The sequence below is a fragment of the Aminobacterium sp. UBA4834 genome, assembly GCF_002400205.1.
Classification (GTDB): domain Bacteria; phylum Synergistota; class Synergistia; order Synergistales; family Aminobacteriaceae; genus Aminobacterium; species Aminobacterium mobile.
The window spans coordinates 1-14774 of record NZ_DHFC01000001.1 but is presented as its reverse complement, the minus strand read 5'-3'; the positions used below and the strand labels follow the sequence as shown (position 1 = coordinate 14774).

General features: G+C 42.2%; 14 protein-coding genes and 1 tRNA gene. 2 read left to right on the top strand and 13 right to left on the bottom strand.

Features of this window, described 5'->3' with window-relative positions; genetic code table 11:
* Positions 1-4: 4 nt before the first annotated feature.
* The 11 genes from B3L97_RS00075 to B3L97_RS00025 all read right to left on the bottom strand — a co-directional run bounded on the left by B3L97_RS00075 (position 5) and on the right by B3L97_RS00025 (position 11148).
* The gene (locus tag B3L97_RS00075) at positions 5-223 is read right to left on the bottom strand and encodes an ATPase (RefSeq protein ID WP_024822220.1); all 219 of its coding nucleotides are present in this window, start codon (positions 221-223) and stop codon (positions 5-7) included.
* Positions 208-2115 carry a V-type ATP synthase subunit I gene (locus tag B3L97_RS00070; RefSeq protein ID WP_286932952.1) on the bottom strand — a complete coding sequence of 636 codons (1908 nt, stop codon included), beginning with the start codon at positions 2113-2115 and terminating at the stop codon, positions 208-210. Before B3L97_RS00070 ends, B3L97_RS00075 begins: the two co-directional genes overlap by 16 nt.
* Before the next feature lie 44 nt (positions 2116-2159).
* Positions 2160-2501: a hypothetical protein gene (locus B3L97_RS00065; protein ID WP_286847612.1), complete on the bottom strand. Its 342-nt coding sequence runs from the start codon at positions 2499-2501 to the stop codon at positions 2160-2162.
* A complete protein-coding gene (locus tag B3L97_RS00060; RefSeq protein WP_024822217.1) occupies positions 2485-2952 on the bottom strand; it encodes a CBS domain-containing protein in 468 nt (155 codons plus the stop codon). The genes B3L97_RS00065 and B3L97_RS00060 overlap by 17 nt, the downstream gene beginning before the upstream one ends.
* Positions 2953-2959: 7 nt before the next feature.
* Positions 2960-4708 carry a WecB/TagA/CpsF family glycosyltransferase gene (locus B3L97_RS00055; protein WP_286932949.1) on the bottom strand — a complete coding sequence of 583 codons (1749 nt, stop codon included), beginning with the start codon at positions 4706-4708 and terminating at the stop codon, positions 2960-2962.
* Positions 4709-4861: 153 nt separating this feature from the next.
* The gene (gene serS, locus B3L97_RS00050) at positions 4862-6145 is read right to left on the bottom strand and encodes a serine--tRNA ligase (RefSeq protein WP_286847613.1); all 1284 of its coding nucleotides are present in this window, start codon (positions 6143-6145) and stop codon (positions 4862-4864) included.
* Positions 6138-6629, bottom strand: coding sequence for a 6,7-dimethyl-8-ribityllumazine synthase (gene ribE / locus B3L97_RS00045; protein WP_024822214.1), 492 nt, complete (start codon positions 6627-6629; stop codon positions 6138-6140). Before ribE ends, serS begins: the two co-directional genes overlap by 8 nt.
* Before the next feature lie 23 nt (positions 6630-6652).
* The gene (locus B3L97_RS00040; protein WP_024822213.1) at positions 6653-7894 is read right to left on the bottom strand and encodes a bifunctional 3,4-dihydroxy-2-butanone-4-phosphate synthase/GTP cyclohydrolase II; all 1242 of its coding nucleotides are present in this window, start codon (positions 7892-7894) and stop codon (positions 6653-6655) included.
* A gap of 26 nt (positions 7895-7920) precedes the next feature.
* A complete protein-coding gene (locus B3L97_RS00035) occupies positions 7921-8583 on the bottom strand; it encodes a riboflavin synthase (RefSeq protein ID WP_024822212.1) in 663 nt (220 codons plus the stop codon).
* Positions 8565-9674: a bifunctional diaminohydroxyphosphoribosylaminopyrimidine deaminase/5-amino-6-(5-phosphoribosylamino)uracil reductase RibD gene (gene ribD / locus B3L97_RS00030; RefSeq protein ID WP_286932947.1), complete on the bottom strand. Its 1110-nt coding sequence runs from the start codon at positions 9672-9674 to the stop codon at positions 8565-8567. Before ribD ends, B3L97_RS00035 begins: the two co-directional genes overlap by 19 nt.
* Positions 9652-11148 carry an excinuclease ABC subunit UvrC gene (locus B3L97_RS00025; RefSeq protein ID WP_286932944.1) on the bottom strand — a complete coding sequence of 499 codons (1497 nt, stop codon included), beginning with the start codon at positions 11146-11148 and terminating at the stop codon, positions 9652-9654. Before B3L97_RS00025 ends, ribD begins: the two co-directional genes overlap by 23 nt.
* Before the next feature lie 87 nt (positions 11149-11235).
* Here B3L97_RS00025 and cysS point away from each other — a divergent pair, with 87 nt between their 5' ends.
* Positions 11236-12657 carry a cysteine--tRNA ligase gene (cysS, locus tag B3L97_RS00020; protein ID WP_024822209.1) on the top strand — a complete coding sequence of 474 codons (1422 nt, stop codon included), beginning with the start codon at positions 11236-11238 and terminating at the stop codon, positions 12655-12657.
* A 31-nt stretch (positions 12658-12688) separates the two neighbouring features.
* On the opposite strand, the gene B3L97_RS00015 is transcribed toward cysS, so the two are convergent.
* Both B3L97_RS00015 and B3L97_RS00010 read right to left on the bottom strand, forming a co-directional pair.
* Complete coding sequence (locus B3L97_RS00015) at positions 12689-13180, bottom strand: QueT transporter family protein (protein WP_286932941.1); 492 nt, start codon at positions 13178-13180, stop codon at positions 12689-12691.
* 63 nt (positions 13181-13243) lie between these two features.
* Complete coding sequence (locus B3L97_RS00010; RefSeq protein ID WP_286932938.1) at positions 13244-14488, bottom strand: Zn-dependent hydrolase; 1245 nt, start codon at positions 14486-14488, stop codon at positions 13244-13246.
* 182 nt (positions 14489-14670) lie between these two features.
* On the opposite strand from B3L97_RS00010, the gene B3L97_RS00005 reads away from it, so the two are divergent.
* Positions 14671-14769 (top strand) — tRNA-Sec (locus B3L97_RS00005).
* Positions 14770-14774: the final 5 nt, after the last annotated feature.

Below are 14774 nucleotides of genomic sequence, written 5' to 3'. Positions count from 1 at the left end.
TCACCTAGGCAAATTGAAGAATTAGCATAATGGCAACAACAAAACCAAGGATGACCATAGTTTCAGGAATTGCTTCAAGAATAATCATGACTCCGGCTGTTTCTGGCTTTTCTGCAACAGTTCCAGCCCCAGCGCTTCCAATTTTTGCTTGAGCCAAAGCTGTAGCAAAAGCTGGGATACCTACCGCTAAAGCCGCCGCCAATGCAATTATCCCCTTCTCCATCTAAATTCCCTCCCCCGAGAAAATGGTTTATAGTCTTTACCACCACCAGAATAGAATTTACCCATAAATTCTACATAGTGGAGACGCGCTGAGTGGATACTAGCTCCTCCAATGGCTAGTACAAAATTAAGTAAATGAACACTTAGAGCAAGAAATATCCCTAAAAGAGACAGCCCAAAAACATCAATAAACTTTGAAGCCACAAGAGCTAAGATAGCTGAAGAAAGACCTATAGCCGCAATTCGAACGTAGCTTAAGATGTTCCCTATAGCCCCCATTGACTCTACTAGCCCACCAATACCTCCTCCAGCTATGAGAAGGATTAACCCTATTATGAGGCTCGACAGGGCAATGGTGAATACCTCTTGAGGCAACCATCCTTTAAGAGTTACGAGAGCCCCTATGAGTGCGAACAAAACACATAAATTACCTGTTTTCTCCATCCACACATGGCGTCTTTTCGTTTTTATTCCTTCGTAAAGACCTATAAAAAGCCCTAAGATTATGTGAGCTGCTCCCATTACGATAGTTAGAATCATAACTGGCATAACTGCATGGGAACGCTCTACCCAAAGAGGTTCCATTCCAAAAAGACGATGTCCAACATCACCAAAAAACTCTCCGTAAGCAACTCCCCAGGCAATGCTCCATATAGCCATGAATATTACAATGACGCCTAAATCATTACATATTCTATTTTGAGATCTTTTGCGAAGGGAAAAACCAAGTAGAAAAATAAGGAGCCCGTATCCGACATCTCCTACCATGCACCCTCCAAATAGGGGAAAGAATAAAGCTATAGCAGATGTAGGATCAGTTGTTTTATAACGAGGTGGTTGTAGTAGCTTTAAGAAAAGTTCGAACGGACGAGATAAATTGGAATTGGAAAGAGAAATAGGGACGTCATTCCATTCTGCAGCAGAGGGATAACGCCATTGAACGAAAACGTCAGAACCATAATTTTCTCTAAGGGAAGACAATACTTTTTCAAGTTCATCTGCAGGGATCCATCCTTCTATCAAAAAAGCATCTCCTAAAGAATGGGCCATTTTCCCTAAGAAAATTTCCTCTAACTTTTCGTCAGCCAATATATAGATAGCTGCAAGTTTGGGCCCCCATATTTGAGCTGTATTTTTTAAATCACTTTCAAGCTCTCTCCGCTTTTCTGGCAGTAAATTAAGGCCTTCCTCAATGGCATCACTGGTCGCAAGGATATTTTCCCTTTCATATCCACTCGGAGCCTTCCAAAGAGCACCATTACAAGATTCCATAATTCGAGATACCATCTCAGAAAATTGTTCGTTCACAGCAACAGCGACTAGCATTTCTCTGTCAGGTTGAATATAAGGATGATAACGCATATATTCTCCCGTTTTTATTGGAGCTATACGAGATATTTCATTTCGAATCAGCGTAAGTGCTTCTGCCATGTCTGTTTTGTTCATCCACCATAAGGAGACATAATAACCTTCAGAAATATCTTTCCTTAAGAAAGAGTGGAAATGAAGCAATATTTCATGAGCATTTTTTAACTTTACGTAAAGATCTTGTAAATCTTTACGTTCGTTCAACGAACACCCTAACCTATTGGAAAATTGATCAAGGCTATGACTAATTTCACTCACTATATCATCGAAGGGCAAATTTAAACTGTAGCGAGCATGAGAAATATCGCTTTCTTTAAGAGTTGCCCAACCTGTCCATTCCAATGCCTCTAGAACGCCAAGCAACTTCCCGCGAAGAAGCTTTAGCCTATCGAGTTGTGGGGATGTTATGTCTAGAGATTTTGGGGGATCTAAATGCAATATGCCTAAATCATGGAGGGTTGCAATAATATCAGATTTACGCCTTGTTACCCCCCATATGGCGAGTCTTAACATATCTCGAATCAATTAAATAAGCATCTCCTTTCCCCCTACCCTCCTCCAGCCTTTGCTTATGGCACTATTTCTTCCACTATTTCTTCCACTATTCGGGCAACGCGACCAGATGTCTTTAACGTCTCCATAACTTCATTTAATTGGCTATGCAACTGTTTTTCGCGCTCAGAGACCCTCATCTTTATAGCAAGCTCTTTTTCATACCATTCCTGTTCAACCTTTTCAATGGAATTTTTCTCCATCAAATTTAAACGGTTGAAAGCCTCTTCTTTTTCTTTTAACAACCTTTTTTTTTCATTTTCAAGCTCTTCTTCTAATTTTTGACGGTAGGTTTCTATGGTTTTTTCTACGAAATCAAGAGGCGTGTTGTTTTCGAGGGGATTATTCGCTTTCGTCACTTTCATGCTCCTCCATAACAAACTCACAGAAAGCATCTCTGTTAATAATTCCAATAAGCTTGTTGTTTTCAACGACAGGGAGCCTTTTTATTTTTTTCCGCAGCATTAAGTCAGCAACAGTCATGAGGCTTGCCGACGAATCTACGAAGACTGGAGATTTTGTCATAAAATCTTTAACTGTTTTTTTGCCGAGGTTTTTAAAACGGTCTACAAGGCGAATTTCTCCGTTGTCAAGAAAGGAACTTTGGGCTAAAACTTCCAAATAGGTGGGAACTGCTGCTTTTAAAATATCTGTTTCTGAAATATAGCCTATAAGTTCCCAGTCTTCTCGCACCACTGGGATACCTGATATATTATGGCTATATAAAATACGAACTACATCTAGGATAGAGTCTTCCTCCATTACTGCTGCGAGGTCCTTATGCATTAATTCACGCGCAAAGGTGTTCACTCAAATATTACCTCCTGATAATACCAATTTTAGTGAGCAAAACGCGCCAGACAAAAGTAAAAAGCTCCAGATCTCTTTTCCACCGCCATGGCTCTTGAATAAGACGATACAACCATTCTAAGCCCATTTTTTGTATAAGCATAGGGGCGCGAGATAGAGATCCGGAAATTACGTCAAAAGAACCTCCTATACCGATAGCAACAACGTTACCAAGAGATTTCATATTCTTATATATCCATTTTTCCTGTCGAGGAATACCTAACCCTACAAACAATAACTGGGTTCCAGACTCACAAATAGACTTTATGACCTTTTCTTCTTCCTTCTCAGTAAAATAGCCGTGCTGAACACCTGCTATAACCAATCCGGGATATTGTTCTTTTAAATTCTCTGTCGCTTTCTGTGCTACCCCAGGTTTGCTGCCCAGAAAATAGACCGGCCACCCCTCTACACTGGCGGTACGACATAGCTGACAGAGGAGATCTATGCCAGTAATACGTTCTTGAACAGGTTTACCTAAGAAACGTAAAGCCCATATAAGCCCTGTTCCATCCGCTAAAGTGAGTGCCGATTGGGCCACAATTTTCCTATACTCCTCATCTTTTAATGCTGTTTGAACGGCAAGGGAATTAACGGTGGAAATAAGGACTCCCCCCTCTTTTTGACTGAGAAGAGAATACACTTTAGTAATAGCATAGTTCATAGAAACATTATCTATAGTCACTCCCCAAAGGTCAGGCTTCTCTCCTTTCACAGACCTGTTTTTCATAAGGCGAGCAAAAACAGGGACGAGGGTTACACCAGCAAAAATAATAATGCCGCTCACAAAGAAAACTAAGGCTTTTCCTTCAGAGAGTTGGAACATGGCTATAATTGCACCTGTTAAAGCACAAATCGAAGTAATAAACTTCACAGCACTAGGATGATCAAGCCCTCTCCCTATAAGGCTACGATAAATAACCATCGCCCCTTTGGGATTTGCAGAGAGTAAAGAGCTGGCAAAATGCAACGATGTTTCCATAAGAGGGATAGCAAATAATCCTAACGGCAAAACCATTAATGTACTGAATGTAATTCCCTTGCTAACGCCGAGCAGAGACGTACCAGCCACAAGAACTCCCCAAAAAGCGGAAAGGGATTCGCCAAGACGACGATACATATGTCCGTGCCGGCTCCAAAAAACGCCAAGCAATAAAAGCCCCGTCATACTGGTAAACAAGGCATCGGGTAGATATTGTCCTGAAAGAGCCGTTGCTATTAACAATATAGAAAAAGAAACAGCTAGCAAATGTCCTGCCATCCCTGGAATATTATCGAGCTCTTGGATGAGAATGGGAAAAACAGCAAGCCATAGGCCCGTTAAAAATACAGCGATAAAATCTGATAAATAGAAGTATTCTCCATGAGGTAGTCCTAAAAAGGAGATTCTTGGGCCAACAGCAGCAAATAAAACACCTAAACCAAGGAAAAGGAAACGTATTTTTTTTTGGGGATAAACGTGTTGATACATTCCTATCACAGCAGCAACAACGGAAGCCCCAATAATAAGGGTCACTTCCGGATCGCCCGACCAAATTCCGCTTACCATCCATGCCCCGATGAGAAGAATATCTCGAAGATAATTGTATTGACTGTTATCGAGAGAACGCCTGCATAGTCTCTGGAAAAGAAAACATGTAATGACGAGAATGCCAATAAAGGCAAAAAGATTCATATCGGGGATTAGCGAATTAAAGCTGACTATGACAAGCCCCACCTTTCAACTAAAGTTTAAAAAAATCAAGCAAAAACACTCACTATGATATTTTATCAATTTTACAAGGCTTTTGCACTCTTTACCATAGGAAAAGGATAAAGATCGCTATAAAAATAGCGATCTTTATCAAAATAGTATCATTTTCAAAAAGGCCTAAGCTAAAGGCAAAGAAATCTCTCGAACTCCTCCCATATAGGGAACAAGAACTTCTGGAATTTCCACAGATCCATCTTCTCTTTGATAATTTTCCAAAACAGCAATAAGAGTACGCCCTATGGCAATTCCGGAGCCGTTCAACGTATGTACGTAACGTGGTTTCCCTCCATCTGTGGGTTTATATCTCGTACCCATTCTACGTGCCTGGAAATCTTCACAGTTACTACAAGAGCTAATTTCTCGATATTTATCCTGGAAAGGAAGCCAAACTTCTATGTCATAGGTTTTACTTGCTCCGAACCCCATGTCTCCTGTACATAAGCATATAACCCTATAAGGGATCTCTAATTTTTGAAGAACTTCTTCGGCGTTATTTGTTAATTTCTCAAGCTCGTTATAACTATTTTCCGGTTTGCAAAGTTTTACCATTTCAACTTTGTCAAACTGATGCTGTCGCATCATACCCCGTACGTCGCGTCCATAGCTTCCTGCTTCTTTACGGAAACAAGGGGTATAAGCCGTGTAATAGAGAGGAAGCTGCTCCTCTGGAATAATTTCCCCTGCATGAAGATTTGTCAAGGGCACTTCAGCAGTAGGGATAAGCCATAAATCTTCATTTTCACATTTATAAAGATCTTCAGCAAATTTAGGAAGCTGTCCTGTCCCGAGCATGGTCTGAGAGTTGACCATAAAGGGCGGCTGAATTTCTCTGTAGCCATGATGCATAGTATGAAGATCTAACATAAAATTGATAAGGGCTCTTTCCAACCTGGCTCCTAACCCCCGTAGTACAGTGAAACGACTCTGGGACAAACTTACTCCTTTTTCAAAATCGAGTATCCCTAATTTTTCGCCTATATCCCAATGAGCTTGGGGATCAAAATCAAATTTTTTTGGAGTTCCCCATTTGCGAATTTCAACATTATCATTTTCATCCTTACCTACAGGGACAGAATCATGTGGCCTGTTAGGAACTTGAAGCAAAAGGGCCTGAAGCTCTTCGTCCAGTTTCCCTACAGCAGCATCTATATCTTTAACCCGTTGGCCCAGCTCCCGAAGTTCTTCCATAAGATCAGTGGCATCTTTGCCTGTGGCTTTAGCTTCTGCAACTTTCCGAGAACCTTCATTTCTTTGGGCTTTTAAGTTTTCCGTTTCAGCCAAAAGTTTTCTTTTTTCTTCATCGAGAGCTACTATACGATCCACATCAAAATCGTTATACCGATTTTTCAGGAACGTCTTCACTTCATCTAAATTGTTTCGAATCCATTTTATTTCAAGCATTATCTGTCTGCTCCTTTCCTGCGCGAAGACCTTTCAAAAGGTTTGCCATTTCAATAGCAGCCAATGCTGCTTCTGCTCCTTTATTACCGGCTTTACTTCCAGCACGAAGCAAAGCCTGCTCTAATGTGTCGCACGTCAAGACGCCGAAAGAGACGGGCACTCTCTGCTCCATTGCTACATACGCAAGTCCTTTTGACATTTCTGCAGATACATAATCAAAGTGAGGCGTATCGCCACGAATAACAGCCCCCAGAGCTATAATTCCGTCATAACGGCCAGAAAGAGCCGCTTCTTTCGCTAAAAGAGGAAGCTCCCAAGCCCCAGGAACCCATATAATATCTATATTTTGATAAGAAACATCATGACGAGAAAGAGTGTCTTTGGCACCTTCGATAAGTTTTGATGAAATGAGTTCATTGAAACGCGAAGCTATAAGACAAAAACGCAAGCCACTACCAATAAGTTTCCCTTCTGATACTTTCATGGAGATGTTCCCCCTTTCTATATCTAACGAAGTATATCTTTAAGATGGAGCATATGACCGAGCTTTTTTTCTTTGGTGCTGAGATATCTTTCGTTGTACTTATTCGGTTCGATGATAAGTGGCACCCGCTCAGTAATTTTCAGTCCATACCCTTCCAATCCTACAACCTTTTTGGGGTTATTCGTCATTAGGCGAATAGAGCTCAACCCCAAGTCCATTAAAATTTGAGCTCCTACACCGTAATCTCTCAGATCAGGAGCGTAACCAAGAGCAACATTCGCCTCCACTGTATCAAGGCCTTTCTCTTGCAGCTGATAGGCTTTGAGCTTATTTACAATGCCTATTCCTCGCCCCTCCTGGCGCATATAAAGGACGACCCCTCGCCCTTCTTCTTCTATTTGAGCCATAGCAGCGTGCAGCTGTGGCCCGCAATCGCAACGAAGAGAACCAAAAACATCTCCGGTTAAACATTCTGAGTGAACTCGAACCAAGACATTTTCCTGACCAGATACTTCACCCTTTACCAAGGCAATGTGGACTCGATCTTGATCCTCATCAAGAATGTTATGGTAGGCACAGGCCGTAAAAGATCCGTAAGCAGTGGGAAGTTTTACTTCTGCTACTCGTTCCACTAGCTTTTCTCGACGACTTCGGTATCGGATGAGCTCTTCTATAGAAATAATGGGAATTTCATGCCTTTGGGAAAAAATCACCAGATCATCCAAGCGAGCCATAGTCCCGTCAGGATTCATTATTTCGCAGATAACTCCCGCTGGAAAAAGTCCTGCCAATTGAGCCAAATCCACCGCCGCTTCTGTATGTCCAGCTCTTTTCAAAACCCCGCCCTTGCGAGCTGCAAGAGGGAACATATGCCCTGGCTTAAGAAAATCTCCAGCACATGAACGGGGATCAGCTAATAAACGAGCGGTTAAAGCTCTCTCATGAGCCGAAATACCTGTAGTCGTCCCTTCCTGGGCATCTACACTAATTAAAAAAGCTGTACCATGACGATCGGAACTATTCGGTGCCATGGGGTTTAGCTGTAGTTCATGAGCCCTCTCTTGTGTAATGGGAACACAAACTAATCCCCTTGCTTCCTGAGCCATAAAATTGATGGCTTCATGGGTTGCTTTTTCGGCGGCAATCACTAAGTCTCCTTCATTCTCGCGATTGTCGTCATCTACTACTATTACCATTTTCCCATCACGTATATTCTCTATCGCTTCTTCTATAGAACTAAAAAGTCGTTCCTGCTCGCTATTCATCCATTCTCGGTCCTTTCTATCTGAAATCACTGCATCCATCCCATCTCACGAAGGCGATCTATCGTAAGACCGTTGGGAGAATCTGATATTTTTTTCTCTCTTCCAAAACTCATAAATTTTAAAACATATTTTCCTAAAATATCAGTTTCTATATTGACAATCTCCCCTATTCTGGCTTGTCCAAGAGTGCAATCTTTCATCGTTGTTGGAATTAAGCCTACCGAGAACCAGTTGCGAGAAACTTCAATAATAGTCAAACTGACACCATCAAGGGCAACAGACCCTTTTTCAACAATCGTCTCTGTAATACTCTCCTCTGTCTCTATGCAAAGCTGCCGAGTAAGCCCTTCATTTTTTATTTCAGCGATCTTCCCTATCCCGTCGATATGTCCACTGACAATATGCCCATCAAGCCTGTTCCCAACCTGAAGAGCCCTTTCTAAATTAAGAAGAGCACCTGGACGCAAATACTTAAATTTCGTTCTTTTTTGTGTTTCTGGCATCAAATCTGCTGTAAAAGAAGAAGTATCATAGGCCACCACACTTACGCATGCTCCTGAAACGGCTACAGACTGTCCTAAGTAAAGGGATGAAGCTATTGATGGGGCTTCTATCGTTATCTTATACACTTCGTTAAAAGGTGTCATAGATACGAGCTTCCCTATGTTTTCTATAAGGCCGGTGAACATGCCAGGACCCCCTCCACCCACAAATCTCCACTTACATTCGTTACTGACCTCAGTTTTACATGAATAAGCTCTTGAAGAGAAGGAATTATAAATTTTTCGAAAGCAGAAATACCTTGTCCCATGAAAGAAGGGGCTATAAAAAGAGATATTTCATCTGCTAGGGCTTCCGCTAAGAGAGAGGAAGTTAACGTAGCTCCACCCTCGACAAGAACCATATTAACCCCAAGATCGGTTAAGGCACACATGACTTTTTGTAAATCTACCTTGCCAGCTTTCTCCGGAAGGAAAAGAACATTCTTCCCTCTTCTTCCCATCTCTTTGGCTTTCTTCGATTCTTTTGACGAGAAACCTGCAATAATAACGGTTCCTTCTCCGTTGAGGATTTGCGCATCTAAGGGGGTTCGCAAATGGGTATCTAAAATAATACGAAGCGGCGATTTTCCAGATGTATACCGAACAGTAAGGGACGGGTTATCATGAAGCACCGTTCCTACCCCTATCATAATAGCATCGTGCTCTCCTCGTAGGAGGTGTGCCATAGTTCGTGCAGATTCACCTGTAATCCACTGACTCTCTCCGTTCTGCATAGCTACGCGCCCATCAAGCGTCGAAGCTGTTTTTAAAGTGACCCACGGCCGCCCATCACGGACTCTTCGAATGAAGCCTCTATTAAGCCACTTACACTCTTCTTCTAGTATCCCCCATTCCACAGGTACGCCAGCATCTTGTAAAATTCTAATGCCACGCCCATTTACTACGTCATGAGGGTCTTTCATTCCTATTACAACTCTCTTTAAACCAGCTTTTACTAATTGAGGAGCACATGGAGGCGTTTTCCCCCAATGAGAACAGGGCTCAAGGGTTACATATGCAGTGGCCCCTTGAGCAGAAGAACCGGCTTTACGGAGGGCCTCTACTTCTGCGTGATGAGAACCATAACATTGGTGATACCCTTCTGCTACAATATGCCCTTCTTTAACCAAAACACAGCCAACCCTGGGGTTGGGGCTCACATGCCCAGTACCACGCCAGGCCAAGCTGATAGCTCTTTGCATGAAGTACTCGTCTTCACGCCTCTGTTTCAGGCTCATGCTCTTCACCTCTAAAAAAAGAAACTATTTTTTTTGCCAACACAGGACCAATCCCTTTTACAGTAGTAAGCTCTTCGGGGGATAATGTCGCTATTTTTTTCATGCTGCCAAAATGAGAAAGGAGCAACGCCGCTGTATGCTTACCTACACCAGGAATATCTTCTAACCTAGAGCGGGTCAACCTCACTCCCCGTCCTCGGCGATGACTTTTTATAGCGAAACGGTGAGATTCATCTCGTACCCTCTGCAAAAGCTGTAAAACAGGATCTGCCCAATCCAGCCGAATTGGCAATTCTTTCTCGCTATGGTATATCAGCTCTTCTCTTTTTGCCAGAGAAATAACAGGAATAGTTACAAGGGCAAGATCAGACAGAGCCTTCTTCGCAAATTCCAGCTGTACTGGCCCACCATCTATAAGAATAAGTTGTGGTAAGGGCTCATTGTTTTCTAGCACCTTCTGGTATCGACGATGAACGGTTTCTTCCATGGAACGGAAATCGTCTATGCCTTCCACCGTGCGGATTTTAAAACGGCGGTATAAAGAAGGATTGGCTACACCCTGTTCAAAAACCACAACAACGCCATATGTTTCCCGTCCAGACATATGGGAAATATCAAAACCATCAATTCTCCAGGGTAACGTATCCATTTTCAGTATCTCTTGTAGCTGGTTTAGCGTATCCCATGTTTCTGCATTCAGATCTTCCTGAAGACTTGTAGGAACTCTCTGTCTCGATAAGCGCCAGATAGCACGAATAGTATCTCGATACCGTGCGGCCTTTTCGAAATCCAGATCAGATGCCGATAATTCCATCCTTTTCCGCATTCGTTCTACAAGTTCAGAAGAACGTCCTTGAAGTAATAAAACGATATCGTCCACTCTTTCTCTATATTCCGTTTCACCGCATAACCCCGCACATGGAGCCAAGCATCGACCTAAAGCATAGTTAAGACAAGGACGCCGTCTTTTATCAGGTCGTACTTCGGCTTTACAAGAACGCAAAGGGAAATATCTCTCTATGAGACGCAACAACACTCTTACGTCTTTCGCGCTGATATAGGGGCCTAAATAAATAGAGCCATCATCCTCTTTGTTTCGTGTAATGACGAGGCGAGGAAATCGTTCATTAGTAATTTTTATATAAGGATATCGTTCGTTCATCTTCAAATCTATGTTAAAGAAGGGCTTATACTTCTTTATAAGTCTCGATTCTACAATTAAAGCTTCAGCTTCTGTTTCTGTGCGAATAGTTGAAATGTCTGCTATAGTTTCAACAAGCTTACGAAGCCGCGGAGAAGCAAAACCCTGATGTCTAAAATATGAAGAAACCCGTTTCCGAAGAGATTTAGCCTTTCCTACATAGATGACATTCCCTTCTTCATCGCGCATAATATACACGCCAGGCCGAAGAGGAAGATTTTTTACTATGTTTTTTATTTTTGGGTTTACCATTAAAGAATTATCGTTGTGCATTCTTTTTTATCACCCTATATCCTTACTTGACGTTCATGGAATATAACACCATATTATAATGTATTCTAGCAATTGGAGGTGGATAGAGTGAGTCTTGTTCTATACAATGATCTAACACGAAAAAAAGAGCCCTTTGTTCCTCTCAAGGAAGGGGAAGTTGGCTTTTACAGCTGTGGACCGACAGTCTATGATTATTTCCATATTGGTAACGCGCGCCCTTTCATAGTTTTTGATGTTTTTAGACGGTATTTGGAAAAATTAGGGTACTCCGTAGTTTTCGTACAGAATTTTACCGATATTGACGACAAGATGATAAAAAGAGCTAATGAAGAAGGTATCTCTGTTGCAGAGCTCGCTAATCGCTTTATCGATGAATATTTTGAAGATGCGGATGCTCTCGGTGTCCATCGCGCCACCATTCATCCCCGAGCTACAGAACATATGGAAGACATTGTAAAAACGGTAAAAACCTTAGTAGATAAAGGACATGCCTATGTAGTCGATGGAGATGTATTTTTTAGTGTAGAAAGTTTCCCTGAGTATGGAAAGCTTTCCAAACAAAGTATTGAAGAGCTACAATCAGGAGCAAGAATCGATATTAACGAACAGAAACACCACCCTCTCGATTTCGTCCTTTGGAAAAAGCAGAAGCCCGGGGAACCAGCATGGGAAAGTCCGTGGGGATTGGGACGCCCTGGATGGCATATCGAATGCAGCGCTATGTCTACGAGATATTTAGGGGACAGTTTTGACATCCACTCAGGTGGAAGTGATCTTATCTTCCCTCACCATGAAAACGAGATCGCTCAAGCAGAAGCAGCGACGGGACAACAATTCGTGAAATACTGGCTTCACAACGGTTATCTGCTTATCGATAAAGAAAAAATGTCTAAGTCCTTAGGGAACTTTCTTACAGTAAGAAAAGCTCGAGAGAAATATTCCCCTTTAGCTATCAGATACTTCATGTTAAGTGCTCACTACCGTTCCCCTATTAACTTTTCCGAAGAGGGACTTAACCAGGCAACTGGTGCAGTAGAGCGGCTAAGAAACTGCTGGTCCGACCTACAGTACGCTAAAGAGACTAGAGCACAAGAAGAAAAAGAAGGTACGCGGGCTTTCGTTGAGGAAATTCGCCAAGCTGACTCTAAATTCCACGAAGAAATGAACGATGATTTCAATACAGCAGGTGCGCTTGGCTCCGTTTTTGAGGTCGTACGCCTCGCCAATACATACTTGAAAGAAAATAATACCCTAGACCCCGAGGCTTGCAGTGCTATAGAAACATTTTTTAAAAAAGTTGACTCTATCATGGGTATTATCAATCTAGAATCTGAGGGCTCAAGCGGGGACATAGATATAGCAGAAATAGAACGTCTTATTCAGGAAAGAGCCAATGCCCGGAAAGCAAAAGACTTTGCTAAATCCGATGCTATTCGAGATAAATTAGCTCTTAAAGGTATTATTCTAGAGGACACTCCAGAAGGAACGAAGTGGAAAAAAGAACTTTAATAAGTGGTATAAAAAAGCGCAGGGGAGGGATTTAATCTTTCCCCTCGCGCTTTAATACTTTCCTTTCAAGAAAGATAACCAACGGAATGCCGAGGAACCCGCATGCTATGATTTCTCCCAATCCTACATACAGGGCCGTGTACGTAAAAGGCATTTTTGCGAGAACAGATAAATATCCCCCTACGATAAGGCTATTGAACACCACAGGAGGGACTGCTGCCATGTAGGGATTGGGCATACGACTGGTAACAACAGCAGCGGCAAGAGTCGCAATGCTTCCAAAAACAACATCTATTAAACCGAACCCCCCGACAAAATTAGAAATGAGGCAACCTATAAAAAGCCCCGGGATTGCCTCTACCCAAAGATATGGTAAAAGAGTAAGGGCCTCAGATACCCTGACTTGTATAGGGCCATAAGAGATGGGAGCCAGAAGGATCGTCAATGTTGCATAAATTGCTGCCATTAAACTCGAAATAACTATAGTTTTAACGTTAAAAAACTGCTTCACTTTTCTATTCATCATTGTTTCCTCCAACAAAAGTTACCCAGGAATCGTTAAAGTATATATCCCCTCATTAAATACCTATACTATTGCCTTGGCTATTTTCATCACTGTTCCTAAAACAACATCTACACCTTTCTTGAGTTGCTCATAATCCGTCCACTCCTCTGGACAATGGCTACGTCCATCTTTGCTTGGAACAAAAATAAGACCTACTTCTGTAAGATCCGCCATAATCATGGCATCATGGCCAGCACCACTTACCATAGAACGATAACGTATTCCCCGCTTTTTCGCTTCTTCTATAAAATAGGTCTGGATTTCTCGCGAAAGACGCACGGGAGGAATAAGAAGTTTCTGCTCTATTTGAATGGTAAATCCCTCACTTTTCTCTATTCTATTAAGAGTATCTTTCATTCGAGAAACCACATTCTCTATGTTTTTCTGCTCCGTAGAGCGTATATCTACAGTGAAAAGCACTTTGCCCGGTACGATATTAGATCCACCTGGATAAACAACCAGTTTCCCGACAGTTCCCACCGTTCCCTCCCCTTTTTCAGAAGCTGCATGGTGAACGTCACGTGCCACTTCCAAAGCTGCCAAAAGAGCGTCTTTTCTCATATGCATGGGTGTGGTCCCCGCATGATCGGCACGACCTGTAATTTCTATGTCATACCGTGTAATACCAACAATAGTATTTACTATACCTACCTCCATAGATTCAGTTTCTAATACGGGTCCCTGCTCTATGTGAAGTTCAATAAATGCTTTTAAATCTTCAGGTTGCCTTATCGCTTCTTTAAGACGAGAAGGAGTTAAACCAAACTCTTGCAATGCTTCTTGAAGGGGAACCCCTTCCTCATCATAAAAGCCACCCAGCTCTTCTTGAGACACTTGACCAGCCATAGCTCGACTTCCATAAAGTCCAGCGCCAAAGCGAGATCCTTCCTCTTCTATCATGGCTACAAATTCTATAGGGTATTGAGTTTGGATATTGTGCTCATGTAAAATCCGCGCTATTTCCAATCCTGTCACAACGCCTGCCAGGCCATCAAACATGCCGCCATTACGAACTGAATCGAAATGAGACCCTACCATAACTATTGGGCCTTGGCCTATTAAACCCTCTCTTCTACCAAAAAGATTTCCTGCGGCATCGGTATATACATGCAAACCTGCTTCTTTCATTTTAGAGCAGATAAAATCTCTTGCTTTTCGATCTTCATCCGTAAAAGAGAAACGAGTAATTCCGTTGCCAGGTGTAGCTGTAAACGTCGATATGGTCTCCAAATCTTGCTGTATTCTACGGACATTAGCTTCAAACATAATCTACTCCCCAATTCTTATAATTATTTTCAAGAAATTATGCCATACTAAAGGTCGTTTTATAAGAGTACGAAAATTGAGCACGAAGTAACTTTTGCATAAGGAACAATTAAAAGTATTATACCCCCTCACCACACCTAGACTTTTTTGCTTTTCCCATTTACAATTATCAATTGTTCTGTGGAGGCGAATGGTTCCTGGTGGGGCCCCCGGACTTCAAATCCGGCCGAGAGGCGGCGTTGGCTGTCTTTGGTGAGTTCGATTCTCACACGCCTCCGCCATTTTT

Coding starts and splice junctions, on each gene's coding strand:
- B3L97_RS00075 (WP_024822220.1), bottom strand. CDS start 223: ATGGAGAAGGGGATAATTGCATTGGCGGCGGCTTTAGCGGTAGGTATC.
- serS (WP_286847613.1), bottom strand. CDS start 6,145: ATGCTTGAAATAAAATGGATTCGAAACAATTTAGATGAAGTGAAGACG.
- ribE (WP_024822214.1), bottom strand. CDS start 6,629: ATGAAAGTATCAGAAGGGAAACTTATTGGTAGTGGCTTGCGTTTTTGT.
- B3L97_RS00040 (WP_024822213.1), bottom strand. CDS start 7,894: ATGAATAGCGAGCAGGAACGACTTTTTAGTTCTATAGAAGAAGCGATA.
- B3L97_RS00035 (WP_024822212.1), bottom strand. CDS start 8,583: ATGTTCACCGGCCTTATAGAAAACATAGGGAAGCTCGTATCTATGACA.
- ribD (WP_286932947.1), bottom strand. CDS start 9,674: ATGAGCCTGAAACAGAGGCGTGAAGACGAGTACTTCATGCAAAGAGCT.
- B3L97_RS00025 (WP_286932944.1), bottom strand. CDS start 11,148: ATGCACAACGATAATTCTTTAATGGTAAACCCAAAAATAAAAAACATA.
- B3L97_RS00015 (WP_286932941.1), bottom strand. CDS start 13,180: ATGAATAGAAAAGTGAAGCAGTTTTTTAACGTTAAAACTATAGTTATT.
- B3L97_RS00010 (WP_286932938.1), bottom strand. CDS start 14,488: ATGTTTGAAGCTAATGTCCGTAGAATACAGCAAGATTTGGAGACCATA.